Genomic DNA, 23,245 nt, shown 5'->3' with positions numbered 1-23,245 from the left:
CGAGTCCTACACCTCGGGCGCGGCCCTGCGCAGAGAGTCGTCACAGGCTCGAGTCTTCCTCCTCGAGCCGCCAAGCCCACCCAACAAGGAGATGGCTATGAGCCTCGGTGCCATTCTGCTCATCGTGTTGATTCTTCTGATGGTCGGCGCCATTCCGACCTGGCCGCACAGCCGCGGTTGGGGTTATGGCCCCACCGGCGGCCTCGGCCTGGTGCTGCTCATCGTGCTGGTGCTGCTGCTGATGGGCCGCCTGTAGCGCCTGCAGCGCCTGCAGGTCCGCTCCCGCCGGGCCGCCTAGGCCAGGGTGCAGCTGAGCACCGCCTGCAGCAGGTGGTGGCGGTTGCGGGCCACGGCCTCCTCCCGCGCCGGCGGCTGCGGGAGGCTCGCATCAGCCAGGGGCAGGCCGAGCAGCTCGGCCACGCGCCGGGCCGGGCCCTGGGCGCGCAGCGGGTCCTGCTGCGTTTCCTGGAGGGACATCAGCAGCGCAATGGCCTGCAAGGGATGGGCGGGCGAGGCAATGCCGTCGAACACGGGCACGCCGCAGTCGCGATCGAGCTGGCGCAGTTCGTCGGCACTCAGGCCCTGGCACTCGATGGCGTCGTAGAGCTGGCCCAGCAGGCCGGCTGTGTCACGCGGGTCGCGGTGGCCGGGCTCGCCCGGGGTGCTGGCACGCACCCGCGCCACCTGGGCGCCCAACTCGGTGGCCGCGCGCAGGAAGGCGCTGGCGTCGGCGCTGCCATGGTCGTTGCTGAGCAGGGCGAGATTCTTGCCTCGCAAGGGCGCGGCCGCGCCGCCAGCTTGGGCTGTGGCGCGCTGGAACTGACGGGCGCTGCCGATCAGCGTCTGCAGATCGCTGCGGGTCAGTCCTTCCAATGACCGGAGTGTGTGGTGGTTGAGCATGGCATCCGATGCGTACCAGCCGAGGCTATGCGGCCGGGCCCGGCGCGGGGCTGACGCAGATCAAGGCGCAGCTTGCTGTTTACCGTCGGTTTACCGAGCGTTACCCAGTGAGGTTGGCCATTGGTCGGCCGTTGTTGGCCGATTTCTAAGCTTCTGTCCATCGAATCACGCCCCCCAGGAGCCCCGAAATGCTGACCGCCACGATGACCTCCGCCGCCACCCGCCCCGCTCTGCGTGCGACGGCTGCCGCCGTGCCCCAGCGCATCGCCGACACGCTGCAGGGGCTGCAGACCCATGTGGAGATCACGCGCCGCATCGTCCATGCCGGCGACAGCATCTATCGCAGCGGCGACGACTTCGCCTGCCTGCACGTCATCAACTCGGGCTTCTTCAAGACCATCAACTTCGCCGCCGATGGCCGCGAGCAGGTGGTCGGCTTGCACTTCAAGGGCGACTGGCTGGGCTTCGACGGCATCGCCACCGGCCGCTACGGCTGCGACGCCGTCGCCCTGGATACCGGCGAGGTCTGGAGCGTGCGCTACGACGCCCTGCTGGCCGCCAGCGCCCGCCACGTGCCGCTGCTCGGCCTGCTGCACGCCGCCATGAGCCGCGAGATCAGCCGTGACCGCGACTCCCTGCTGTCGCTGTGCACGTTGTCGGCCGACGCCCGCGTGGCTGATTTCCTGCGCTACTGGGCCGAATCGATGGCGCAATGCGGCCTGCGCACTGACCAGATCACGCTGCGCATGACGCGTGCCGAGATCGGCAACTACCTGGGCATGACGGTGGAGACCGTCAGCCGCGCGCTGACCAAGCTGTCGCGCGAGGACCTGATCGCCTTCACCGAACGCGGCCGCCGCGACATCCGCATCCCCGACGTCGATGCGCTGAGCGGCTATGTGCAGCGCAGCGTCACGCCGATCAGCACGACGCTGCAATGATCTCTTGCGGGCCGAGCGCCGGGCCTGCCATGGGCCAGAGCCCCATGGCCTTCCGTAGGCACAAGCAGTCCGCAGGGACTGCTTGTGTCCGACTCCAGTTCACCTAGCCGGCCCGCCTAGGGCGATGTGCTTGCGGCTCGACGCCGCAAGCATCGCCGTCCCCTCGGGGGCTGAGGCCGGACACATGGCGCCCGGTGGGCGGCATGTGCCTGCCGAAGAGCAGGCGCTTTGGCGACTGCGCGGTCTGCAAGACCGACCGGGCCTGCCCGCGTTCAGCTGGGCAGGATCGGGCGAGGGGCTGCAAGGACCCTGGCCAGCGCCCGCATCAGCGCTTCGCGCGTAAAGGGCTTGCGCAGCAGTTCCCAGGCCGTGGCTTCCTCGGGGTGGAGGAGCTCGGAGGAATAGCCCGACATCAGCAGTACCGCCAGGCCGGGCATCAAGGCCTGGGCGCGCTGGGCCAGCTCGGTGCCGCGCATGCCGGCCCCCAGTGCGATGTCGGTCAGCAGCAGTTCGTGGCAGGGGTGCGGGCCCAGTTCGGCCAGGGCCAGCTCGGCGGTGGCGCAGCCCGTCACTTCGCAACCCAGGGCTTGCAGGAAGCGCGTCACGACCGCGCGCACCTCGGGTTCGTCCTCCACCAGCAGCACCTTCACCCCCGGAGGCACCGAGTCGCCGCCGCCCGCGGCCGCAGCCGCCTCTTCGCGCGCATCGTCGGGGCAGGGCAGGACCAGGGACACGGTGGTGCCGCGGCCCAACTGGCTGTCCAGCATGACGGCACCGCGCGACTGGCGCGCGAAACCGTAGACCGTGCTCAGCCCCAGGCCCGTGCCGCGACCGGCTTCCTTGGTCGTGAAGAAGGGTTCGAAGGCGCGTTCCTTGACCGCGTCGGACATGCCGCTGCCGCTGTCGGCGATGGCGATCTGCACATAGTCCTGCGGTCGGCCGAGCTGCAGTTCTTCGCTGAGCGCCGTCGGCAGGGCCTCGCAGCGCCGCGCCGAGAAGCCCAGTTGGCCGCCCTCGGCCATGGCATCGCGGGCATTGATGGCGATATTGAGCAGGGCCGATTCGAGTTGCCCGGGGTCGGCGAGGACGGGCGGGCAGCCGGGCTGCACCTGCACGCTGATGCGGATGCGCTGGTCCAGCGTGCGGCGCAGCATGCCGGCCAGGGATTCGAGCAGGGCGCCGGCGTCCACCCGCGTGGGCTGCAGCACCTGCCGGCGCGAGAAGGCCAGCAACTTGCTGGTCAGCTCGGCGCCCCGCTTGGACGCGCGCGTGGCCGCGCCGACAAGTTGCGGCGCCACCGCATCGCCGGCCACCGCGGGCAGGTCTTCCAGCACCTGGAGATTGCCCTGGATGATGGTCAGCAGGTTGTTGAAGTCGTGGGCGATGCCGCCGGTCAGCTGGCCCACGCTTTCCAGGCGCTGGGCGTGGTTCAGTGCTTCCTCGGTGTGGGTGCGCTGCAGGCTGGCTGCCAGCAGATTGGCCAGGGACTGCAGGAAGCGCACCTCGTCGTCGCCGAAGCGGTCGGCGTGGCGGGAACGCACGGTCAGGGCGCCGACGGCCTGGCCGCGGTCGTACAGCGGCACGCCGAGGGCGCTGACGAGACCCGCCTCCAGATAGCCCGGCGGCACCGCAAAGCGGGTCTCGGTGGCGTAGTCCGGCACCAGGACATGCGTGGCATGGGCCACGACGAAGCCGGGTGGGGTGTCGGGCTGGTTGGGCAGGCGGCTGCCCACGGCCTCGGGTGGCGCGTTGCCGGCACAGCTGGCGACGCGGAACTCCAGCCGGTCGGTCTCGAGCAGGAAGACGACGGCCGCGTCGGCCTGCAGGGCCTCGATGGCGATTTCGGGGATGCGCTGCAGCAGCAGTTGCGGATCACGGGTGTCCACGGCCATGCGGCCGACCTGGGCCACATGCTCGGCATAGTGGGCGCGCTTGAGGGCCTGCTTGACGCGCGGATAGGCGCCGATGTCGCGGATGGCCGCGACGACCAGCGGCGTGCCCTCGCTTTCCAGCGGGCTCAGCGCGATCTCGACCATCACCTCGCTGCCGTCCTTGCGTCGCGCCACCAGCTCCATCTGCGTGCCCATGGGCCGGGTGCGCGGGTGCTTGGCATAGCCTTCGCGGTAGGCGGCATGGCGCGGGCGGATGGCGTCGGGCACCAGGGCATCGACGGGCAGGCCGACGAATTCCTGCTGCGAATAGCCCAGCAGCCGCGCGGCGGCCGGATTGGCCATCACGATGCTGCCGCTGGGGTCGACCAGCAGCAGCGCGTCGGCATAGGCCGCGAACAGCGAGCGGTAGATGCCTTCGGTGTCGGGCGCGGTCATACAGGTCGTTCCATCGCGGAGTGCCCGGACCGTGGGCCGAGCGCCGGGCCGCTCCCTAGCCGGCCCGCTCCGGCGATGTGCTCGCGGCTCGATGCCGCGAGCATCGCCGTCCCCTCGGGGGACCGGCCAAGGTACTCGTTGGACGAGGGGCTTCGCTTCATGTCACCGCGGGCACAAAGAGATAGCCGGCGCCGCGCACGGCCTTGATCACCTGCGGCTCATCGGCGCTGTCGCCCAGCTTCTTGCGCAGCCGGCCGATCAGCACGTCGATGGTGCGGTCGAAGGGGGCGGCCTCGCGGCCGCGCGTCTGCTCGAGCAGGAAGTCGCGCGACAGCACCCGGCCCGGATGGCGGGCCAGCACCTGCAGCAGGTCGAACTCGCCCGTCGTCAGCACGACCTCGCTGCCGGCCGGGTCGACGAGGCGGCGCGCGGCGGTGTCCAGGGACCAGCCGGCAAAGCGCAGCTGGACGCGATCCACGGCGGGCGCGGGTTGAGCCAGCGGGGCGGGGGGGGCTTCGGCGGGCATGATGCGGCGCAGCACCGCCTTGATGCGGGCCAGCAGCTCGCGCAGGTCGAAGGGCTTGGTCACATAGTCGTCCGCGCCCACTTCCAGGCCGACGACCTTGTCGATGGCGTCGCCGCGACCGGTCACGATGACCAGGCCGCAGCGCCAGTGCTCGCGCAGCTGGCGGGCGATGACGAAGCCGTCCTCGCCCGGCAGGCCGAGATCCAGCAGCACCAGCTGGGGCGGGTCGCTGGCCATCAGCTCCAGCAGCGAACGGCCGCTGTGCAGCTGGCTGACCCGAAAGCCCTGGGCCTGAAGGTAGGTGGCCAGCAGCAGGGTGATGTCGAGTTCGTCGTCGAGGACGGCAACGTGGGGCAGGCTCATGGCGGCAGTCACTTTAACTGCCTGTCTGGGCGTCTAGAACCAGGGGAGTGGCAAGCGCCGGCGGGCCCGGTAAGGTCGGCGCCCACAGCCCGGATGGAGTTCCCTCATGAAGTTGCTGGAATCGCGTTCCTTGTTGACGACGGCCGCCCTGTTCGCGGCGGGCCTGGCCCAGGCGGCCTCGCAGGCCCCGGTGGCGGCCGAGAACGGCATGGTGGTCACGGCCCAGCACCTGGCCACGCGGGTCGGCGTGGACGTGCTGAAGGATGGCGGCAATGCGGTGGATGCTGCCGTGGCCGTGGGTTATGCGCTGGCGGTGGTCTACCCCGCGGCCGGCAACCTGGGCGGTGGCGGCTTCATGACCATTCAGCTGGCCGACGGCCGCAAGACCTTCCTCGACTTCCGCGAGAAGGCACCGCTGGCCGCCACGGCCAATATGTACCTCGACAAGGACGGCAACGTCATCAAGGGCCTGAGCACCCAGGGCCATCTCGCCGTCGGCGTGCCCGGCAGCGTGTCGGGCCTGGAATACGCCCTGGCCAAGTACGGCGGCATGAAGCGTGCCGCCGTCATCGCGCCGGCCATCCATTACGCCGAGAAGGGCTTCGTCCTGGACCAGGGCGACATCGACATGCTGCACACAGCCACCGACGACTTCCGCAAGGACTCGGCCACGGCGGCCATCTTCCTCAGCAGGGGCGAGCCCTTCCAGGTCGGCCAGCGCCTGGTGCAGAAGGACCTGGCGACGACGCTGAAGGCCATTCGCGACCAGGGCGAGGCAGGTTTCTACAAGGGTGCGGTGGCGGCGGCCCTCGTCGCGTCCAGCCAGGCTGGCAAGGGCATCCTGGCCCAGGCCGACCTCGACCAGTACAAGACCCGCGAACTGCCGCCGGTGGAATGCGACTACCGCGGCTATCACGTGATCTCGGCGCCGCCGCCGAGTTCGGGCGGCGTCATCATCTGCGAGATCCTCAACATCCTCGAGGGCTACCCGCTCAAGGAGCTGGGCTTCCGCTCGGCCCAGGCGGTGCACTACCAGATCGAGGCCATGCGCCACGCCTATGTGGACCGCAACAGCTATCTGGGCGACCCCGACTTCATCAAGAACCCGCTGGACCGCTTGCTCAGCAAGGACTACGCGGCCCAGCTGCGCGCCGTCATAGCCCCGGGCAAGGCCGGTGTCTCCAAGGACATCAAGCCCGGCGTGGCGCCGCACGAGGGCAGCAACACGACGCACTACTCCATCGTCGATCGGTGGGGCAATGCCGTGTCGGTGACCTACACGCTGAACGACTGGTTTGGCGCCCGTGTGACCGCGGCCAAGACCGGCGTGCTGCTGAACGACGAGATGGACGACTTCACCGCCAAGGTCGGCGTGCCCAATCTCTACGGCCTGGTGCAGGGTGAGGCCAACAGGATCGAACCGGCCAAGCGGCCGCTGTCGTCCATGAGCCCCACCATCGTCACCAAGGACGGCAAGACGGTCATGGTGGTGGGCACGCCGGGCGGCAGCCGCATCATCACGGCGGTGCTGCACACCCTGATCAACGTCATCGACTACGGCATGGACATCCAGGAGGCGACCGACGCGCCGCGCTTCCACCAGCAATGGCTGCCCGAGGCCACCAACCTGGAGGTGAATGCGCTGTCGCCCGACACGCGCAAGATCCTCGAGGGCTGGGGCCAGAAGTTCGCCGACCCGCAGCCGGCCAACCACCTCGCCAGCATCCTGGTCGGCGCGCCCAGGCTGGGCGGCAAGCCGGTCGGCAAGAACCGCTACTACGGCGCCAACGATCCGCGCCGCAACAGCGGCCTGGCGCTCGGCTACTGAGCTTCGTCATCGATTTGACACAGCATCGCGGGAGCATGCAGCCCTTTTGACTGGGGCTCGCATGCGACTGCCTTCCCTGCTGATCGCCGGTGCGTTGAGCCTGCTGCCGCTGATGGCGCAGGCCGCGCCGGTCGAACTGGCCTTCTCCGATTTCTTCATGCAGCCCATCGGCCCGCGCGGGCTGGAGGCTTCGGCCCAGCTGAAGGCCGCCGTCGGCCACGAGGTGCGCCTGGTGGGCTTCATGGTCCAGCGCGAACAGCCCCAGGCCGGCAGCTTCTTCCTCACGCCGCGCCCGGTCTCCATGGCCGAGCATGCCGATGGCGACGCCGACGACCTGCCCGCGGCCACCGTTACCGTGCTGCTGCCCGACGGCCAGCGGGACCGCTTCATCGCCCACCAGGCCGGTCCCATCGCGCTGACCGGCCGCCTCGAATACGGCCCGGCCGAAGACGAGACCGGCCGCGTGTCCTGGCTGCGCCTGCACATCGCCCCCGACGCCCTGGCCGCCCAGGCCACGGCCGCGGCTCCCCATTCGCACTGAGCTTTCCACGATGAAAACCCAAGCCTTCTTCCTCGCCGCGTTCGCCGCCGGCTCGGCCGTCGCCGCGCCCACCGTCACCCGCCTGACGCCGCCCAGCGAACTCTTCTCCAGCGGCCGCGCCGACCCCGTCATCGCCCGCTTCCTGCCCGGCCAGCGCTTCGACCTGCAGGCCACCGTCAAGCCCGACGCCGGCCAGAAGATCAGCGCCGCGCGCTATTTCATCGATGGCAAGCCGGTGGCAGCCACCGTCGCGCTGCGCGACTGCGCCAGCGGCTGCGTGAAGGGGCTGGCGGCCGAGACGGCCATCGCCACCGTGCGCGCGGTCAGCAGCGACATGGCCGGCAAGCATGAGTTCAGCGTCGAGGCGACGCAGGCCGACGGCCAGAAGGTCACGGCACGAGGCAACTTCGAGGTCGTGCCCTTCACCGCGGCCATGGGCCCCAAGGTCAGGAACATCATCATCCTGCTCGGCGACGGCATGGGTGCCTCGCAGCGCACCGCCGCGCGCATCGTGCACGGCTATGCACAAGGCAAGGCCTTGCAGCCCCTGGCCATGGACAGCTTCACCGCGACGGCCCTGGTCAAGACCTCGTCGCTGAACTCCATCGTGACGGACTCGTCGCCGGGCATGACGAGCTATGTCAGCGGCAACAAGAACAACAACAACGAGGAAGGCGTCTTCCCCGACGATACGGTCGACGCCTTCGACAATCCGCGCGTCGAATACCTCAGCGAGTACCTGCACCGCACCCAGGGCAAGCAGCTGGGCGTCGTCACGACGGCCGACGTCTTCGACGCCACGCCCGCCGGCAATGCCGTGCATACCAGCAACCGCGGCGCCGGCACCGGCATCGTCGACCAGTTCTTCGACGACCGCAGCCACACCGGCCTCACCGTGCTGATGGGCGGCGGCCGCAAGTGGTTCCTGCCGGCCGGCACGCCGGGTTCGGCGCGCACCGACACCAGCGACTACGCCTTCTCGGCGACCGACGCCCACACGGCCGAGATCGTCAAGCGCTGGGGCGTGGCCGCGGGCGCCATGGACAAGGGCCGCGACCTGATCAAGGACTTCCAGGGCGTCGGCTTCCAGTACGCCGCCACCAAGTCCGACCTCGACAAGGCCGACGCCGCCAAGCCCCTGCTCGGCCTGTTCGCCTTCTCCAACATGAACGTGGCCCTGGACAAGATCAACGGCCGCCGCGGCACCGACAAGAACGGCCTGCAGGGCGGCAGCGTCGTCGAGGACTTCGGCCTGCCCGACCAGCCCATGCTGGACGAGATGGCCGCCAAGGCCATCGCCGTGCTCAAGCATTCGCCCAAGGGCTTTGTGCTGATGATCGAAGGCGCGTCCATCGACAAGCAGGCCCACAACATGGACACCGAGCGCTGGATGCTGGACACGCTGGAGTTTGACCGGGCGGTGCGCGTGGCCCAGGACTTTGCGGCCGAGCAGGGCGATACCCTCGTCATCGTGACGGCCGACCATGAATGCTCGGGCGCGGCGCTGATCGGCGGCTCGGTGCTGACCGACGCCAAGCTCATCGAGCAGGCGGGCAAGAAGGGTGTGGCCAATCTGCGCAACGCCGTCGTCGGCACCTACGAGAAGGCCGGCTTCCCGCACTACAAGATCGCGGCCGACGGCTACCCCGAGACGACCGACATCGACTTCCGCCTGCTGGTGGGCTACGGCGCCAACGCCGACCGCTACGAAGACTGGCGCACCAAGAAGACGCCGCAGCGCGACGTGCAGCAGCCCTTCGCCGCCGACGCCCCGCTGAAGTGGTATCCGGCCAATGCCCAGGAGCGCGACGACGCGCTGGGCGACTACCTCGTCACCGGCCAGGTGCCCGGCGAGTCGGCCGTGCACACGGCCACCGACGTGCCGCTGTCGGCCTACGGCCCCGGCGCCCTGGCCTTCACCGGCGTCATCGACAACACCGACGTCTTCTTCAAGCTGGCCCAGGCCGCCGTGAAGGGCGTTGTCGCGCCGGCTGATACTTCGGGCTCCAAGAAGCCGCCCAAGCCCAAGCGTTGAACCCCACCGACACCCCGCTTCCCGTGCGCCGACCCTGGCGCCGGCTGGCGCTGGTGTTGCTGCTGCTGGCGGCGCTGTGGGCGGTGTTCGAGTTCACCGGCCTGCGTGCCCGCATCAACCCCCAGGCCCTGCGCGAGGGCTTCGCCGAACACCGCTTCTGGGGCTTCGTCGCCTTCACGGCGCTGTTCGCCCTGGGCAATCTGATCCAGCTGCCGGGCTGGATCTTTCTCGCCTCGGCCGTGCTGGCCCTGGGCCCGCTGTGGGGCGGGCTGGCCACCTTCGTCGCGGCGCTGATCTCCTGCGCCGCCACCTTCTTCATCGTGCGCGCCTTCGGCGCGAATGCGCTGCGAGAGCTGCCGGGACCGTTGGCGCGGCGCCTGTTCGCGCGGCTGGACGCGCATCCCATCCGCAGCGTCGCCCTGCTGCGTCTGATCTTCCAGACCGTGCCGGCGCTGAACTACGCCCTGGCCCTGTCCGGCCTGCGCTTTCGCGACTACATGCTGGGCACGCTGATCGGCCTGCCCCTGCCCCTCTTCGTCTACGCGACCTTCTTCGACACCCTCGCGGCCTGGATGGGCTGGCATTGACCCTGGCCCGGCAAGGTCTGGCCCCCAGCGGCCATGATGGGCCGATGAGCGCATCCACCACCCGCCAGCTCTGGCTGTTGGCCCTGGCCAATTTCGCCATCGGCATGGGCGCCTTCGTCGTCGTCGGCGTGCTGTCGCCGGTGGCCCTGGCCTTCGGTGTCGACCGCGCGCAGGCGGGGGCGCTGATGAGTGTCTATGCTGCTACCTATGCCATCGCGTCGCCATTGCTGATCGCGGCCACGGGCCGGCTGGATCGCAGGCGGCTGATGTCCATCGGCCTGGCACTGTTCGCCGTCGGTGCCGTGATCGCCGCGCTGGCACCGAGCTTCGCGCTGCTGCTGGCGGCGCGCGCCCTGATGGCCCTGGGTGGCGGCCTGGTCACGCCGGTGGCGGCCTCGGTCGGGGTGGCCCTGGCGGGGCCGGGCCAGCAGGGCCGGGCCCTGGCCATCGTCTTTGGCGGGCTGACCTTCGCGCAGGTGCTGGGCATCCCGGCCGGCGCCTGGCTGGGCTACGCGCTGGGCTGGCAGGCGGCCTTCGTTGTGGTGGCCGCGCTGACGGTGGTGGGCCTGCTCGCCATCGCCACGGCCTTGCCGGGCGGCATCGCCGTGCCGGTGGCGAGCCTGGCCAGCCTGGGCGCCGTGCTGCGCAACGGCCGCCTGATGACCGCCGTCGCTTTCACGGTGCTGTTCATCGGCGGGCTCTACGTCTGCTACACCTTCGTTGCGCCGCTGTGCGAGGCCATCTATGGCCTCAGCCGCGACGGCGTGACCGGCATGCTGCTGCTGTTCGGCCTGGGCGCCGTCGTCGGCAATGCCATGGGCGGGCGGCTGACCGACCGCATCGGGTCCCGCCGCACGCTGGTGCTGCTCTGTCTGGCGCAAAGCCTGTTGATGCCTGCGCTGACCTTGCCGACCTGGCCGCTGGTCGGGGTGGGCGTGCTGATGTTCGTCTGGAGCGTGTTCGGCTGGAGCTTCATGGTGCCGCAGCAGGCGCGACTGGCAGCCCTGGACCCGGCGCAGCTGCCCGTGTTGTTCGCGCTCAACGCGTCGGCCATCTATGTCGGCGCCACGCTCGGCTCGGCCGTCGGCGGCGCGGTGCTCAAGGGCCTGGGCCTGCACATGCTGGGGCCATTTGGCGCCGCCCTGGCCCTGCTTGGTCTGGCGTCGTTGGCATTCCGTCGCTGAGCTTGGACGGCGGCCGAGGCGCACCGGATACTGTTCTTTCCACAAGGAGACACCCCTCATGAAGACTTGGCTGATCGCCACTCTCACCCTGGCCGCTGCGGCCGCACAAGCCCAGGGCAGCGACCCGTTGAAGGCCGCCGTCGCCGCCGACCACCGCCAGGTCGGCAATGTCGCCCGCGACGTCTACCGCCATCCCTACGAGATGCTGAGCTTCTTCGGCATCAAGCCCACCGACACCGTCGTCGAGCTCGCCCCGGGCGGCGGCTGGTGCACCGAGATCCTGGCGCCCTATCTGCGCGAGGGCGGCCAGCTCTACGTCGCCGACGGCGGCAGCGTGCGCTTCAAGGCCAAGATGGAGTCCTTGGGGGTCTACAGCAAGGTCAAGATCACCAGCTTCGACCCCGCCAAGGGCCAGCTCGACATCGCCCCGCCCGGCAGCGCCGACGCCGTGCTGACCTTCCGCAACGTGCACAACTGGATGGGCATGGGCGAGGGCAAGGCCCAGTCGGTGTTCGACGCAGCCTTCAAGGCCCTGAAGCCGGGCGGCGTGCTTGGCGTCGAGGAGCACCGCCTGCCCGCGTCGCGCGCCCAGGACGCCAAGGCCCCCAGCGGCTATGTGCAGGAGGCCGTCGTCATCAAGTTCGCCGAGGCCGCCGGCTTCAAGCTGGCGGGCAAGAGCGAGGTCAATGCCAACCCCAAGGACACGGCCGATCATCCCGACGGCGTCTGGACCCTGCCGCCGACCTATGCCCTGAAGGACAAGGACCGCGCCAAATACCAGGCCATCGGCGAGAGCGACCGCATGACGCTGAAGTTCGTCAAGCCTTGAGGGCCGAGCGCTGGGCCGCTCCCGAGCCGGCCCTCGTCTCCTCGGGAGCTGAGGCCGGACACAGGGCGTCCAGTGGACGGCCTGTGCCTGCCGAAGAGCCGCGGCCCGGGCTGCGGCGCGGCCTGCAAGGCCGGCTGCCGTGCCCGGCGGCCGAGAGGCATACATGATCCACGCCGTTGTCGGTTACGGACGGCTGGCTCGGGCTTTGGTGCCCGCGCTGCGAGCCGTCGGCCAGCAGGTCGTCATTGGCCGGCGCGAGCCGGTCGGTGGCGAGCTGAGCCCGGTGCAGGCCGCCAGGGCGGCCGACTGGGTCTGGCTGACCGTCCCCGACGACCGCATCGCCGCCACGGCGGCCAGCCTGCCCTGGCGACCGGGCCAGCTGGCCCTGCACTGCAGCGGCGCGACGCCGCTGTCGGCCTTGCGCCCGGCCCTGGCCGCGGCGGGTTTCCATCCGCTCAAGCTGCTGGCCGGCGACGCGGGCCTGGCGGGGGTGCATGTCGGCATCGAGGCCGACGCCATCCATGGCCCGGCGTTGGAAGCGCTCGCGCACGCGCTGGGCCTGGTGCCGCTTGAGCTGCCCTCGCCCATGAGTGCCCGCGCGAGGGCGGCCTATCACGCCGCCGCCAACCTTGCCGCGAGTGGCGTGCTGGCGGTATTGGCCGAAGCCGAATCGCTTTGGGCCACCGCCGGCCTGGTGCGGAGCGAGGCCCTGGCCGCGCTGGCGCCGCTGACCCGGGGCGCGCTGGACACGGCCCTGGCGCGCGGCCTCTCCGGCGCCGTCTCGGGCCCGGTCGCGCGGGGCGACACCGGCGTGCTGGGCCGCCATCTGGACGCGCTGGCCGCCGCCGGCCTGGACGCCGATCTGCTGCTGGCCCTGGGCCGGCGCCAACTCGCCCTGGCCGAACAGGCGGGCCGTCTGGATGCGGCACAGGTCACGGCATTGCGGGGCTTGCTGGCAGGCCCCTGAATACGTTTGCAGCCGGTGTGACAAAGGCCGCGTTCGGCTGCTTCTCCGGCGTTTGCATGCCGGAGCTCAACTCCTAAACTGCCTGCAGCCCCGTCGTTGTTGTCGGGCGCATTCAGGGAGTTCCAGATGTCCGACGCATCCATCCAGGCCATGATCCGGGCCGACGCTGCCCAGGTCCTGCACGATGTGGTCGAGGAACTGCCCGACGCGCGTGAGCGGCTGGCCTATGTCCGCAGCATGACCGAGCAGGCCGCCACCAAGGTGCTGAACCTCGTGGAGGCCGCGGCCGACGATGCCGAGGCCGTGCGCAAGAAGGGCCGTGAACTGTCCGATGCGCTGAACCGCCTGGCCCTGTCCACCAACATCAGCCAGGACCGCGCCCGCGCCCTGATGAAGCTTTGCGCCGCCTATGCGGCCGACGCCGCCAGCTTTGCGGCGCGCGAAAAGTCCCTGCACACCGAGATCATGATGTCGCAGGACTTCCAGGATCTCTCCGGCCAGGTCATCAACAAGGTCAGCAAGATGCTGGAGCGCGCCGAGCCGCCGCTCAAGGATCTGGTGGCCTCCCTGCCCGCACCTGCCGCCCCCGCCGGCTCTGCTGAACTCGGCGGCGTGCAGACGCCCGACAAGGCGCTCAAGCAGGACGACGTGGACGACCTGCTGGCCAGCCTGGGCTTCTAGCCCCAGCTCGCCGGGTCGAGCTTGTAGTAGCCGCTCAACTCGGCATACAGCGCCGGGTGGCCGGCGGCCAGTTCGATGGGCCGTTCGAAGAAGACCTCGCTGATCACCGCGAAGAACTCCGCCGGATCGGTGGCGGCGTAGGCATCGATCAGCCCGGGCTCGCCACGCGCCAGCCGCCAGCGCAGCGCATCGAACTCGTTCTGCATCACCGTCGACCAGCGCCGGTAGGCCTCGGCCGACTGCAGGGCCGGTGCGCCGTTGGCCGGCCCGCCCGCCTGGTCGAGCTGGTGGGCGAACTCGTGGATGACCACGTTGTGGCCATCGCCCGGCGTGGCGGCGCCGCGCTTGACCTCATCCCAAGCCAGCAGTACCTGGCCCTGGCTCCAGCTCTCGCCGGCCAGCACGCGGCGCTGGTCCGACAGCACGCCGCCCGACTCCGTCACCGGCCGGTCGACCACGAAGGCGCCGGGATAGACCAGCACCTGGCGCAGTTCCGGGTAGACGCCGCGAGCCGCGCCCAGCAGTGGCAGGCAGGCCAGGGCGGCGATGGTCACGCGCACCTCGTCCGTCACGCGCAGGCCGCGGCAGCCGAGGATGGGTTTCTCGGCGAGGAAGATCTGCATCAGCCCCTTCAGCCTCAGCTGCTGGCGCGCCGGCAGCCGCGACACCAGCGGCACGTTGCGCCGCAGCAGGCGGCGCCAGGCCGGCGGGAAGGGGCGGGCCGCGATGCGTTCACGGCGGCGGCGCACCCACAGCGGCCACAGCGCGATGGACGCGGCGCCGAGCAGGACGAGGCAGAAGCAGATGAACAGCGGCATGGCTCGAAACTGGGCCCGCGGCCACGGTTTGCAAGCCCCCCGGGGCCCGGGGTTTGCCCGCGTCGCTTACGCTGTGGCCATGCCCGAGTCCGAGTTCCGACTGCAAGCCTGGCAGGTGCTGCTGGGCGGCATCTGCGCCCTGGTGCTGACCATAGGCCTGGCGCGCTTCGCCTACACGCCGCTGCTGCCGCAGATGCAGGCCCAGGCCGGCCTGGGCGTGGCCGACGGCGGGCTGCTGGCGGCCATCAACTATGCCGGCTACATGAGCGGGGCCCTGCTGGCCGCGTGGATCGAGAGCCCGGCCTGGCGTCGGCGCCTCTATGTCTGGGCGCTGCCGCTGGCGCTGTTGATCACGGCGCTGATGGGCTGGAGCAGCAGCTTCGGCGTCTGGGCCCTGTCGCGCTATGTCGGCGGCCTGTGCGGTGCGGCGGGCATGCTGCTGGGATCGGGCCTGGTGCAGGGCTGGCTGATGCGCTCGGGACACCGGCCCGAGCTGGGCCTCTATTTCATCGGCCTGGGCCTGGGCATCGTGGTGTCTGCCCTGGGGGCCATGGGCATGACGCGGCTGGAGCTCGGCTGGGCGGCGCAGTGGCAGGGCTTCGCGCTGCTCGGCCTGGCCTTTCTCGTCCCCGCCTGGCTGTGGCGTCCGCCGGTGCCGCCTCCGGTCACCAGGGCCGTGGGCGGCACGGCACCCAGCCGGCGCTGGATGGCGCTGATGGTGGCCGCGTATTTCTGTGCCGGCTGGGGCTTCGTCATCAATGCGACCTTCACGGTCGCCATCGTCGAGAAGCAGCCGCTGCTGGCGGGGCAGGGCCCCTGGGCCTGGCTGCTGGTCGGGCTGGCGTCGACGCCGGCCGTCTTCGTCTGGGATCGCATCGCGCGCCGCACCGGCGACGTGGGGGCGCTGCTGATCGCCTTCGGCCTGCAGATCTTCGGCGTGCTGATGCCCGTGCTGGTCGGCGGCCTGGCGGCGGCGCTGGCCGGCGCCTTGCTGTACGGCGCGACCTTCATCGGCATCGTCAGCCTGACGCTGGCCCTGGTGGGGCGGCGTTCACCGGCCAACCCCGGCAAGGCGATGGCCCGCCTGACCCTGAGCTATGGCGTGGCCCAGGTCAGCGCGCCCGCGTTGACCGGGCAGATGGTGGAGGCCAGTGGCAGCTTCCACGCCGCGCTGTGGCTGACGGCGGCCGTGCTGGCCGCCGGCATGGGGGCCCTGGTCGGCGTGCTGCGCGAGCCCGCCTGACGCCGGCTCACTTGCCCGTCGTCATGCCCATGAAGTTGCGGCGCTGCTCCTCGACGAGGGTGACGCCGGCCTGGGCCGCCTGACGCTGCTCAGCGGAGCGGCATTTCGTCGTCGGCAGGCTGCTGCCGGTGCGGGCCTCGCGCACGCAGACGGGGTCGTCCGCAGCGGCCACCACCGGGTCGTCCTTGGGCGCCGGGGTGGCGGCGCAGGCGGCCAGCAGTGCCAGGCCGAGGCCCGCCAGTGCTGCACGCATCAGGAGCCTGCCTTGCCGGTCTGGCCGGCGCGGATGTTGCGCGTGTTGGATTCCACATCCTGGACGGCGCGGCGCTCTGCCTCACGCTGTTCGGCGCTGCGGCACTTCGTCGTCAGCAGCATGGAGCCGGTGCGGGTCTCGCGGTCGCAGATGGTGTCCTTGTCGGCGTTGGCCAGCGTCGCATCCTTGTCGGCCGGCGGCGTGGAGGCGCAGGCTGCCAGGGCGAGCGGCAGCAGGATGAGCAGCAATCGTTTCATGGCGAAACTTCTTTCGTTTTGAAGCCCGGCAGAATACCGCGGGCCTGACGCCGCAAGTACATGACATCAGACACCTGCGGACAACCCTAGCTTCATGTTGATGACGCCGCGGCCCGCCAGACCCGTCCGGGCGCCGCCCCGGAAACAGTCCGCCACGAAGTAACTCTGTGTGACGCCGTCATCCGCCGCCGTGCCACGGCGGTTAGTGGGGCACGGCCGCGAGGTTTGCGGCACGGAGACCCTCATGAAACGACTGGCTCTGGCCATTGCGCTGATTTCTTCCGCCCTGCTGTCGGGCTGCATCATCGTGCCGGCCCATCGCTATCACCGTGACGGCGGCTACTACCGCGACGGTGGGCCCCGTGATGGCGGCTACTACCGCGGCAGCGCCTATATTTACGGCCAATCCGGCCCGAGGTGAGCAAGATGAAACGACTGACCCTGGCCTGTGCCCTGGCCGCTGCGGCCCTGCTGTCGGCCTGCGTCGTGGTGCCGGCGCACCGGGCCGGCTACTACGACGGCGGTTCGACCGTCATCGTCGACGCGCCGCCACCGGCACCCTATGCCGAAGTCGTTCCCGTGATGCCCTATCCGGGCGCCGTCTGGATCAATGGCTACTGGGGCTGGAGCGGCGGCCGTCACCACTGGGTGCCCGGCTACTACGAGCGCCCGCGCCCCGGCTATCGCTACGAGCCGCATCACTGGGAGAACCAGGGCGGCCGCTGGCATCTGCGGGTGGGCGGCTGGATCAGGCTCTAGCGGGCCAGCGCCAGCGTCATCGCACCGTCTGCAGTTTGGGCCACTTGGAGCTGGACCGAGTCCTGCCCGACTCTCTCGCCGTTCAGGTACAGGCTGGCTTTGACGGGGTAGACACCTTGCTGAACGCCCTGAGGCAAAGTCAGTGCGAATTGCGTTTTGAACGCTCCTGCTGAGGCCGAGGAACTGGCTGGCTTGCGGACTGTCTTGAGCGGCTCCCCACCGGGGCTCATCAGCACGATCTCTTCCTCGACCACTGGCGCTACGCCGTCAGTTCCCCCTGCAACTTCGATATACGAGCTGAGGGTGCTCGTTCCGCCTGGCTGAATCTGGCTGGAGGGATCGAAGCGAGTTTCGAAACGCACCAAGGTGGCCTTTGCCGGCAGGGCGCCGCCGTGGCTATTGGAAAAGTCGTCATTGACCTGCTGTGCCGTCTTGACCTGCTGCGCCCGGTAATTCACTGCAGTGCAGGCCACAGCGCCGATCGCCCCGCCTACCGCGGCACCCGCCACGCGATGCTTCTTGCCGCCGAGCAAGGCGCCGAGCAAGGCGCCGCCCACGGCAGCAGCCACGTTGTTGCAGGGCTTCCCGTCCTTGTCCTTTGCAGGTGCCTGCTGCGCCGTCTCTTGCGCGAGGGCCGTGGCCGCGAAGGAGGCGGCGAGCACAACGCAAAGCCATGTCTTGGTCTTGTTCATGAATGCTCCAGCTATTTGATCTCGATGCTGCGCATCGCATCTGCCTGGGCCGACTCCGCGAGCGAGCGCAGTCGCTGCGCATCCGCGTTCGACGGTCTCAGCTTCAGCACGTTGTTGGCGGCCGTCATGGCGCAGCCGTACTGCTTGCGCTTGAGACAGGACTCGCCTTCATCAAGCATTTGCCGAATCGCGCCTGCCAGCTCGTCTGCTGCCGGCGCGACCGTGGGCGCTGGTGCTGGTGCGGATGTTTGAGTACGACGCATCGACACGTCGGCAGGATTGGCTGGGACGCTGTCCAGTTGCTGCAAGACCGCCGCGATCACGGCACGAAACTGCGCGTTCGGGTGCGAGCCTGCATTTTGTTGAAGCATGCCCACCAGCCGCTCGCGATTGGAGGTGAACCTCACCGCCAGTTTCAAGGCGGCCTGTGCCGTAGCCGGGTCGCCGCTGGTCGCTTCCGACAAATTGCTCCAGGCAGAGGCCCGATCGGGCACGCGCATCAAGAGGTTCCCCAGCACCTTGACGGCATCGTCGCTACGACCTGTGGTCAGCAGTGCGTACCCCAGGTTGTTGGCCACCTCGACGTCACTGGGGTCCGCCTTCAGCCCCCGGTCAAACGCAGCGATCGCCGCACTGCCGTTGTTGTTCCGCAGCGCGGCGAGCCCTTCGGTGTTTGCGGCTCGTGACGCCCGGCGGTCCCCTTCTTGCACCGTTGGGGGGGCACTCTTGAGCGTCTGGTACGCCTGCTCGGCACCCGCCCAATCGTTGGCCTTCACCCTGCCGACAAGGTGAATCAGAGGTTGCCACTCGTGGGTCGCCGCGGCCGCCGGTTGGGTTTGCTCCGTCGCGGCTTGCTGGGTACCGGCGGTGGGTTCATCACGTGGCGCGCTTGCTGCCACGGAAACCGCCACTTCCGACGCGGCCTGCGGTGCTTGCTGGACGACTTCTGCAGGCGCGGTCTGCGCCACCGGCTGCACGGGCGCCGCCTCCTGCGCTGGCACAGCGCTCTGCGCAACCGGGCTGGCCTGGCGATGACCAAACCAGTCACCTACCGTATGGGCCAGAGGCAAAAGCAACGCCATGGCGTAGACAACCGGCAGGACGAACTTGTCGTTGGCCACATCTGCCAGGAACGGCTTCTTGGGCCGTTGCATGGAAGACAGCAAGGCGGCTCTGTCGACTTCGCTCAATCCTTGTGTATTCGAGTTCGCGGCTTTTCGCCCAGCCAGGATGGACTGCCTCAACTTCTTCGAATAGTTGACGAATGCGCTGTGCCGCATTGCGTAATAGGCTGCTGAAAGTCCCACCGCCAGCACCGGCATGCCGTAGGACACGTCCAGCTTGTACCAGGCGAAGCCGCCCGTCACGACTGAAATGACCAGCGGTACTGCAGCCAGTGCAATGGCGCTTTGACGCTTCTGATCAACGGGCAGCGGGTCACTCACATAGTCTTCGGTGTTGGTGCCATTGACCCACACGTTGTACTGCTTGCCCTCGAATTCATAGACGACATGGCAGACCGGCGCCAACACGATCTGGTTGTGCTTCTTGTACTGGCACGTCCAGTGCCAGTCTCGTTGTCGGTCGCCTTGGGCATGCCCCTTGACACCGGCATCGATGACTGCGGTCAGTTTGTCGTCGGCGCGGGCTGCCCACGCAGCTTCGGCCTCTTGCGCCACCTCTTCGACACGCAGACCCGTCGTGTACCGGTCGTTGTAGTCGACGGCCAGGTCTAGATACTCGTTCTTCTCCACCAGGGGCAGCAGCGGCAGCGAGGCCTCCGTCAAGGATTTGCCGCCATAGGCGGTCACGCCGAACAGCCCGGAGTCGGACCCGTTCACTGGTCGCCAGTCCGTGACCGTGCGTGTCCGCGATACGGGAACCTGCCGGCTATGCCCGTTTTCCGTCCTGTTCTCGTAGACCGTGTAGTGCTCGGTTCGGTCGTAGCCGAAGGTCGCGGTCCAGGTGGCGTCGTATCGGCCCCGGAACAGATAGACCGGCACGTAAAAGCGCTCCTTCTTCAGGAAGGTCGCGTGCTCCAGCAGGTGGTCGGGCGTCATGTCGCCGCTGGCCAAGTGCTCGTACACCGAATCCACCAATGCAGTTTCGGAAACGGTCAGAGGAATCACCTGCTCGGGCAGTGTGTCGACCTCCTCGTTGGGCGAGGCGATCTCCGTCACGGCACCGCAATATTGGCATTTCAGCGCTCGGTCGGATGCCGAGTAGTCCAGGTTGGCGCCACAGCCTGCGCACAGCACCCGCATCTTGGCGATTGGTGAGCCGTCGTCCATGTTCTTCTATGCTCCTCTTTGTTGTCGCGCTCAGGCGCGACTCTTGGTCGCCCGGGCTGCGCTCTCTCGCTCCGACAGCAGCGCGACGATCTGCCGCTCGGTCGCTCGAACCTGGGCGGGATCGCCGAGTACGCCTTGCAGGTGGGAGATTTGCTCTGCAATGGCTGCGGTCTGTGGCGTCGTGGTCCCTGCTGGCTCGTTGCAGGCGAAGCGCATGCGTTCCTCCAGCGTTGCAAGCACGCGCACAACGTCGGCGTCGGTCGCAAGCACAGCCATCTTGCGCAGTGCCGCAGCCCAGGAGGTGCGAGGGTCGTCAACCGCGGAGCGGGTTGCACCGGCGGCCTTTTCAACTATGGTGGTGGCGGCTCTCATCCCCAGCCACCCCGCGCAGAGCAGCCCTGCCCACACGACGCATGCTGCCCAGGACGCGTTCGTCGATTGTTGGAGGCCCAGGCGCAGCCCCGCGACCGCCACCGCAAGCAGCCCGCCATACAGTAGGGCGGACGGGCCGATCAGCCAGATGCCGGTAGCATCAGAGCGCGTCGCTCTGGGCTTGGCCGCAGGAACAATTGCCGGCAGAACGAACGAAAGCGCCATCAGCAGCGCCGAGAGTTCGGAAGGCGGGTTCCAGCGCTCGCTGGGGACCATCACGCCCAGCACGCCTAGTGAAGTCAGGGCGAGCGCGCCCAGGGCGCCGAGAAGCCAGAGCTTGCGCATAGACAGGTTCCGTTTAGAGTTTAGGAGGCCAGGATGCGGCGCTTCTCTGCTTCAAACTCGGCGTCGCTGAGGATGCCGTCCGCGCGCAGAGAAGCCAGTTCCCTCAACAGCCGGATGCGCTCGGAGGCATCGACAGCCGGAGCCTGGGCCGGTGCCGGCGCCACTGACATGGCGGAGGCCATCTGGCCGTAGGCTTGGCCGATGGGGGGTGTCATCGCCATCCCCATGCCCAACCCCATGCCCGCCCCCATCACGGTGCCCGCAGCGCCTTCGTTGCCGGCAGCGGTTTCCATCACGTTGAAGCTGCGCTCCTGCTGGTAGGTGTACCCAACAATGCCCATCTCGGCCCGCTTGGCCAAGGCTGCCTTGAGGCTGATGACTGCCGGATCGTCCTCGGGCACATTGATGGAGTGCACGTTGAACTGCGCAAGCGCAACGCCGTACTCCTCCATGTCGGGCGCCAAGGACTCCTTTAGTAGCTTGGAGAGGTCCTCCAGATGTGTGGAGACCTCCAGCACGGAAACGCCTTGCTTGATGATCGCCTTCGCAATCTCGGTCTTGATTCGCGTGATGAAGATGCCGCGGAAGTAGACCGCCAGCGTTTCGACGTCAAATGAGTCGACCACGCCGACCAGCTTCAGCAGGAAGCGTTTGGGATCGGCGATCCGTATGCCGTACTGGCCAAATGCACGGACCGGCACCATGACCTGGTACTTGGGATCCTGCAACTGGATCGCATCCGGCGTTCCCCACCGGATGTCCAGATTGGTGATGCGATTGACGAACCAGACTTGCGCCCTGAAAGGCGACTTGCCGCCGAACGGCAGGCCAATAAGCCCCCTGAGCAGGGGCAGGTTCTCAGTTGTCAGCGTGTGGCGACCGGCGCCGAAAGGACCGTCGTAGACACCTTCGCGAACGACATACGCTTCCTGGGTCTCATTGACGACCAACTGAGTCCAGGTGGACAGTTCGTCGCTCGGAAATTTCCAGGCGAGCCGGGATGGCCCCGCAAACTTCTCCCATGTCACCAAGTCAATGACCGGCATAGTTCTCCCTGAACGTTTGCTCGCGTTTCGATGAATCGTAACGGCGCGAAACATGTTGGACCACCCATTCGAGGGGGAAAGCGCGGCGCCGCGTCGGAATTCGTGACGTCTTGCAGCTTTCTCAGGCGTGACAGCCTTCGTCAAGACGTGGCCGCAGGGGGCCTGAGCTGGGTGTGGACGACCTCATCGATTGGCCAAGGGCTTCTGTCTCGACAAGAGCGGCGGGGGGCAGCCGCGGAGGGTGCCTCAGACCCTTTCGATAACGGTGGCGATACCCATGCCGCCACCGACGCACAGGGTCACGGCGCCGGTCTGGAGGTCGCGCCGCTCGAGTTCATCGAGCAGCGTGCCCAGCAGCATGGCGCCGGTGGCGCCCAGCGGGTGGCCGAGCGCGATGGCGCCGCCGTTCACGTTGACGCGATCCAGGTCCAGGCCGAGGTCGCGTGCCGTCTTCATGGGCACGGCGGCGAAGGCCTCGTTGATCTCCCAGAGGTCGATGTCCGAAGCCTGCATGCCGGCCTGTCGCAGCGCCTTCTGGCAGGCCGGCGTCGTGCCGGTCAGCATGATCGTCGGCTCGCTGCCCGTCACCGCCGCCGCGCGGATGCGGGCGCGTGGTTGGAGCCCTGCCGCTTCGCCACCGGCCTTGGAACCCACCAGCACCAGCGCGGCGCCGTCGACGATGCCGGATGAATTGCCGGCATGGTGGCGGTGCTCGATGGCCGCGGTCTGCGGATATTTGCGCAGGGCCAGCGGGTCGAACTTGGCGCCCAGCTTGAAGAAGGACGGATTCAGCGCGGCCAGGGTCTCGGCCGTGGTCTGCGGGCGGATGGTCTCGTCCTCGGCCAGCAGCAGCGCGCCGGCTTCGTCATGCACCGGCACCAGGGCGCGCTGGAAACGGCCTTCGGTGCGTGCCACGGCTGCACGCTGGTGGCTGCGGGCCGCATAGGCATCCAGTTCCTCGCGCGTGAAACCTTCCAGCGTCGCGATCAGGTCGGCGCTGATGCCTTGCGGCACGAAGCCGATGGCGTTGACGACGCGCTCGTCCAGCAGCCAGGCGCCGCCGTCGCTGCCCATGGGCACGCGGCTCATGCTCTCCACGCCGCCGGCGACGACCAGCTTCTCGAAGCCGCTGGCCACCTTGGCCGCGGCGAGATTGACGCTCTCCAGCCCCGAGGCGCAAAAGCGCGACTGCGTGACCCCGCCGACCGACTGCGACCAGCCGGCGTCCAGCACGGCGATGCGGGCGATGTCGCCGCCCTGTTCGGCGATGGGCGTCACGCAGCCGAGGATGACGTCGTCGACGAGGGCGGTGTCCAGCCGGGTGCGCTGCTGCAGGGCCTGCAGCACGCTGCGCACCAGCCAGATCGGCGTGGCGGCGTGCAGGGAACCTTCGGCCTTGCCCTTGCCGCGCGGCGTGCGGCAGTGGTCGTAGAGGTAAGCGTCAAACATGGTCGTCTCCA

Annotated in this window: 24 protein-coding genes; 13 read left to right on the top strand and 11 right to left on the bottom strand. The window is 68.9% G+C overall.

What is annotated here, in order from left to right; genetic code table 11:
- Positions 1 to 97: 97 nt before the first annotated feature.
- Entirely contained in the window at positions 98 to 256 is a 159-nt protein-coding gene (locus AC3WOE_RS11425) for a DUF3309 family protein (protein WP_492690531.1), read from the top strand.
- A gap of 38 nt (positions 257 to 294) precedes the next feature.
- On the opposite strand, the gene AC3WOE_RS11420 is transcribed toward AC3WOE_RS11425, so the two are convergent.
- The gene (locus AC3WOE_RS11420) at positions 295 to 873 is read right to left on the bottom strand and encodes a Rossmann-fold NAD(P)-binding domain-containing protein (RefSeq protein WP_492690530.1); all 579 of its coding nucleotides are present in this window, start codon (positions 871 to 873) and stop codon (positions 295 to 297) included.
- Between the two features lie 215 nt (positions 874 to 1,088).
- Here AC3WOE_RS11420 and AC3WOE_RS11415 point away from each other — a divergent pair, with 215 nt between their 5' ends.
- Positions 1,089 to 1,841, top strand: coding sequence for a Crp/Fnr family transcriptional regulator (locus AC3WOE_RS11415; RefSeq protein ID WP_492690529.1), 753 nt, complete (start codon positions 1,089 to 1,091; stop codon positions 1,839 to 1,841).
- Positions 1,842 to 2,113: 272 nt separating this feature from the next.
- On the opposite strand, the gene AC3WOE_RS11410 is transcribed toward AC3WOE_RS11415, so the two are convergent.
- Together AC3WOE_RS11410 and AC3WOE_RS11405 are read right to left on the bottom strand one after the other, a co-directional pair.
- Positions 2,114 to 4,168 carry a PAS domain S-box protein gene (locus tag AC3WOE_RS11410; protein ID WP_492690528.1) on the bottom strand — a complete coding sequence of 685 codons (2,055 nt, stop codon included), beginning with the start codon at positions 4,166 to 4,168 and terminating at the stop codon, positions 2,114 to 2,116.
- 157 nt (positions 4,169 to 4,325) lie between these two features.
- Complete coding sequence (locus tag AC3WOE_RS11405) at positions 4,326 to 5,057, bottom strand: winged helix-turn-helix domain-containing protein (protein WP_492690526.1); 732 nt, start codon at positions 5,055 to 5,057, stop codon at positions 4,326 to 4,328.
- Between the two features lie 106 nt (positions 5,058 to 5,163).
- On the opposite strand from AC3WOE_RS11405, the gene ggt reads away from it, so the two are divergent.
- The 8 genes from ggt (at position 5,164) to AC3WOE_RS11365 (ending at position 13,709) form a co-directional block, all read left to right on the top strand.
- Entirely contained in the window at positions 5,164 to 6,885 is a 1,722-nt protein-coding gene (gene ggt, locus AC3WOE_RS11400) for a gamma-glutamyltransferase (protein WP_492690525.1), read from the top strand.
- A gap of 61 nt (positions 6,886 to 6,946) precedes the next feature.
- Positions 6,947 to 7,426 carry a hypothetical protein gene (locus AC3WOE_RS11395; protein WP_492690524.1) on the top strand — a complete coding sequence of 160 codons (480 nt, stop codon included), beginning with the start codon at positions 6,947 to 6,949 and terminating at the stop codon, positions 7,424 to 7,426.
- 10 nt (positions 7,427 to 7,436) lie between these two features.
- Positions 7,437 to 9,461, top strand: coding sequence for an alkaline phosphatase (locus AC3WOE_RS11390; protein WP_492690523.1), 2,025 nt, complete (start codon positions 7,437 to 7,439; stop codon positions 9,459 to 9,461).
- A gap of 23 nt (positions 9,462 to 9,484) precedes the next feature.
- Entirely contained in the window at positions 9,485 to 10,048 is a 564-nt protein-coding gene (locus AC3WOE_RS11385) for a TVP38/TMEM64 family protein (RefSeq protein WP_492690521.1), read from the top strand.
- Between the two features lie 44 nt (positions 10,049 to 10,092).
- The gene (locus AC3WOE_RS11380; RefSeq protein WP_492690520.1) at positions 10,093 to 11,232 is read left to right on the top strand and encodes an MFS transporter; all 1,140 of its coding nucleotides are present in this window, start codon (positions 10,093 to 10,095) and stop codon (positions 11,230 to 11,232) included.
- A 58-nt stretch (positions 11,233 to 11,290) separates the two neighbouring features.
- On the top strand, positions 11,291 to 12,061 hold the full coding sequence (locus AC3WOE_RS11375; RefSeq protein ID WP_492690518.1) for a class I SAM-dependent methyltransferase: 771 nt from the start codon (positions 11,291 to 11,293) through the stop codon (positions 12,059 to 12,061).
- Positions 12,062 to 12,224: 163 nt separating this feature from the next.
- Complete coding sequence (locus tag AC3WOE_RS11370) at positions 12,225 to 13,028, top strand: DUF2520 domain-containing protein (RefSeq protein ID WP_492690517.1); 804 nt, start codon at positions 12,225 to 12,227, stop codon at positions 13,026 to 13,028.
- A 126-nt stretch (positions 13,029 to 13,154) separates the two neighbouring features.
- Complete coding sequence (locus tag AC3WOE_RS11365; RefSeq protein ID WP_492690515.1) at positions 13,155 to 13,709, top strand: protein phosphatase CheZ; 555 nt, start codon at positions 13,155 to 13,157, stop codon at positions 13,707 to 13,709.
- Here AC3WOE_RS11365 and AC3WOE_RS11360 read toward each other — a convergent pair.
- The gene (locus AC3WOE_RS11360) at positions 13,706 to 14,527 is read right to left on the bottom strand and encodes a M90 family metallopeptidase (RefSeq protein WP_492690513.1); all 822 of its coding nucleotides are present in this window, start codon (positions 14,525 to 14,527) and stop codon (positions 13,706 to 13,708) included. The two genes, AC3WOE_RS11365 and AC3WOE_RS11360, sit on opposite strands and share 4 nt — an antisense overlap.
- A 79-nt stretch (positions 14,528 to 14,606) precedes the next feature.
- Here AC3WOE_RS11360 and AC3WOE_RS11355 point away from each other — a divergent pair, with 79 nt between their 5' ends.
- Positions 14,607 to 15,770, top strand: a complete 1,164-nt coding sequence (locus AC3WOE_RS11355; protein ID WP_492690512.1) for a YbfB/YjiJ family MFS transporter — start codon at positions 14,607 to 14,609, stop codon at positions 15,768 to 15,770.
- A gap of 7 nt (positions 15,771 to 15,777) precedes the next feature.
- Here AC3WOE_RS11355 and AC3WOE_RS11350 read toward each other — a convergent pair whose 3' ends face one another.
- On the bottom strand, positions 15,778 to 16,023 hold the full coding sequence (locus AC3WOE_RS11350) for a hypothetical protein (RefSeq protein WP_492690511.1): 246 nt from the start codon (positions 16,021 to 16,023) through the stop codon (positions 15,778 to 15,780).
- On the bottom strand, positions 16,023 to 16,280 hold the full coding sequence (locus AC3WOE_RS11345) for a hypothetical protein (protein WP_492690509.1): 258 nt from the start codon (positions 16,278 to 16,280) through the stop codon (positions 16,023 to 16,025). Before AC3WOE_RS11345 ends, AC3WOE_RS11350 begins: the two co-directional genes overlap by 1 nt.
- A 244-nt stretch (positions 16,281 to 16,524) precedes the next feature.
- Here AC3WOE_RS11345 and AC3WOE_RS11340 point away from each other — a divergent pair, with 244 nt between their 5' ends.
- Positions 16,525 to 16,701 (top strand): hypothetical protein, encoded by a 177-nt coding sequence (locus tag AC3WOE_RS11340; protein ID WP_492690508.1) that lies wholly within the window; start codon positions 16,525 to 16,527, stop codon positions 16,699 to 16,701.
- A 5-nt stretch (positions 16,702 to 16,706) separates the two neighbouring features.
- Positions 16,707 to 17,039: a hypothetical protein gene (locus AC3WOE_RS11335; protein WP_492690507.1), complete on the top strand. Its 333-nt coding sequence runs from the start codon at positions 16,707 to 16,709 to the stop codon at positions 17,037 to 17,039.
- Here AC3WOE_RS11335 and AC3WOE_RS11330 read toward each other — a convergent pair.
- The 5 genes from AC3WOE_RS11330 to AC3WOE_RS11310 all read right to left on the bottom strand — a co-directional run bounded on the left by AC3WOE_RS11330 (position 17,036) and on the right by AC3WOE_RS11310 (position 23,234).
- Positions 17,036 to 17,731 carry a hypothetical protein gene (locus AC3WOE_RS11330; protein WP_492690506.1) on the bottom strand — a complete coding sequence of 232 codons (696 nt, stop codon included), beginning with the start codon at positions 17,729 to 17,731 and terminating at the stop codon, positions 17,036 to 17,038. The genes AC3WOE_RS11335 and AC3WOE_RS11330 overlap by 4 nt on opposite strands.
- Before the next feature lie 11 nt (positions 17,732 to 17,742).
- A complete protein-coding gene (locus AC3WOE_RS11325) occupies positions 17,743 to 20,022 on the bottom strand; it encodes a TFIIB-type zinc ribbon-containing protein (protein ID WP_492690505.1) in 2,280 nt (759 codons plus the stop codon).
- A 30-nt stretch (positions 20,023 to 20,052) separates the two neighbouring features.
- Positions 20,053 to 20,739: a hypothetical protein gene (locus tag AC3WOE_RS11320; RefSeq protein ID WP_492690504.1), complete on the bottom strand. Its 687-nt coding sequence runs from the start codon at positions 20,737 to 20,739 to the stop codon at positions 20,053 to 20,055.
- A gap of 20 nt (positions 20,740 to 20,759) precedes the next feature.
- Positions 20,760 to 21,785 (bottom strand): SPFH domain-containing protein, encoded by a 1,026-nt coding sequence (locus tag AC3WOE_RS11315; RefSeq protein ID WP_492690503.1) that lies wholly within the window; start codon positions 21,783 to 21,785, stop codon positions 20,760 to 20,762.
- 246 nt (positions 21,786 to 22,031) lie between these two features.
- Positions 22,032 to 23,234, bottom strand: coding sequence for an acetyl-CoA C-acetyltransferase (locus tag AC3WOE_RS11310; protein ID WP_492690502.1), 1,203 nt, complete (start codon positions 23,232 to 23,234; stop codon positions 22,032 to 22,034).
- Positions 23,235 to 23,245 lie beyond the last annotated feature (11 nt).

This window comes from Roseateles sp. FW305-36 (genome assembly GCF_058787015.1).
Note: the sequence above shows the minus strand (reverse complement) of the source record. Positions and strands in the feature narration are given on the sequence as shown.

Coding starts and splice junctions, on each gene's coding strand:
- ggt (WP_492690525.1), top strand. CDS start 5,164: ATGAAGTTGCTGGAATCGCGTTCCTTGTTGACGACGGCCGCCCTGTTC.
- AC3WOE_RS11365 (WP_492690515.1), top strand. CDS start 13,155: ATGTCCGACGCATCCATCCAGGCCATGATCCGGGCCGACGCTGCCCAG.
- AC3WOE_RS11405 (WP_492690526.1), bottom strand. CDS start 5,057: ATGAGCCTGCCCCACGTTGCCGTCCTCGACGACGAACTCGACATCACC.
- AC3WOE_RS11415 (WP_492690529.1), top strand. CDS start 1,089: ATGCTGACCGCCACGATGACCTCCGCCGCCACCCGCCCCGCTCTGCGT.
- AC3WOE_RS11395 (WP_492690524.1), top strand. CDS start 6,947: ATGCGACTGCCTTCCCTGCTGATCGCCGGTGCGTTGAGCCTGCTGCCG.
- AC3WOE_RS11380 (WP_492690520.1), top strand. CDS start 10,093: ATGAGCGCATCCACCACCCGCCAGCTCTGGCTGTTGGCCCTGGCCAAT.
- AC3WOE_RS11315 (WP_492690503.1), bottom strand. CDS start 21,785: ATGCCGGTCATTGACTTGGTGACATGGGAGAAGTTTGCGGGGCCATCC.
- AC3WOE_RS11390 (WP_492690523.1), top strand. CDS start 7,437: ATGAAAACCCAAGCCTTCTTCCTCGCCGCGTTCGCCGCCGGCTCGGCC.
- AC3WOE_RS11360 (WP_492690513.1), bottom strand. CDS start 14,527: ATGCCGCTGTTCATCTGCTTCTGCCTCGTCCTGCTCGGCGCCGCGTCC.
- AC3WOE_RS11310 (WP_492690502.1), bottom strand. CDS start 23,234: ATGTTTGACGCTTACCTCTACGACCACTGCCGCACGCCGCGCGGCAAG.
- AC3WOE_RS11335 (WP_492690507.1), top strand. CDS start 16,707: ATGAAACGACTGACCCTGGCCTGTGCCCTGGCCGCTGCGGCCCTGCTG.
- AC3WOE_RS11325 (WP_492690505.1), bottom strand. CDS start 20,022: ATGGACGACGGCTCACCAATCGCCAAGATGCGGGTGCTGTGCGCAGGC.
- AC3WOE_RS11320 (WP_492690504.1), bottom strand. CDS start 20,739: ATGCGCAAGCTCTGGCTTCTCGGCGCCCTGGGCGCGCTCGCCCTGACT.
- AC3WOE_RS11350 (WP_492690511.1), bottom strand. CDS start 16,023: ATGCGTGCAGCACTGGCGGGCCTCGGCCTGGCACTGCTGGCCGCCTGC.
- AC3WOE_RS11355 (WP_492690512.1), top strand. CDS start 14,607: ATGCCCGAGTCCGAGTTCCGACTGCAAGCCTGGCAGGTGCTGCTGGGC.
- AC3WOE_RS11345 (WP_492690509.1), bottom strand. CDS start 16,280: ATGAAACGATTGCTGCTCATCCTGCTGCCGCTCGCCCTGGCAGCCTGC.
- AC3WOE_RS11410 (WP_492690528.1), bottom strand. CDS start 4,168: ATGACCGCGCCCGACACCGAAGGCATCTACCGCTCGCTGTTCGCGGCC.
- AC3WOE_RS11425 (WP_492690531.1), top strand. CDS start 98: ATGAGCCTCGGTGCCATTCTGCTCATCGTGTTGATTCTTCTGATGGTC.
- AC3WOE_RS11370 (WP_492690517.1), top strand. CDS start 12,225: ATGATCCACGCCGTTGTCGGTTACGGACGGCTGGCTCGGGCTTTGGTG.
- AC3WOE_RS11375 (WP_492690518.1), top strand. CDS start 11,291: ATGAAGACTTGGCTGATCGCCACTCTCACCCTGGCCGCTGCGGCCGCA.
- AC3WOE_RS11330 (WP_492690506.1), bottom strand. CDS start 17,731: ATGAACAAGACCAAGACATGGCTTTGCGTTGTGCTCGCCGCCTCCTTC.
- AC3WOE_RS11340 (WP_492690508.1), top strand. CDS start 16,525: ATGAAACGACTGGCTCTGGCCATTGCGCTGATTTCTTCCGCCCTGCTG.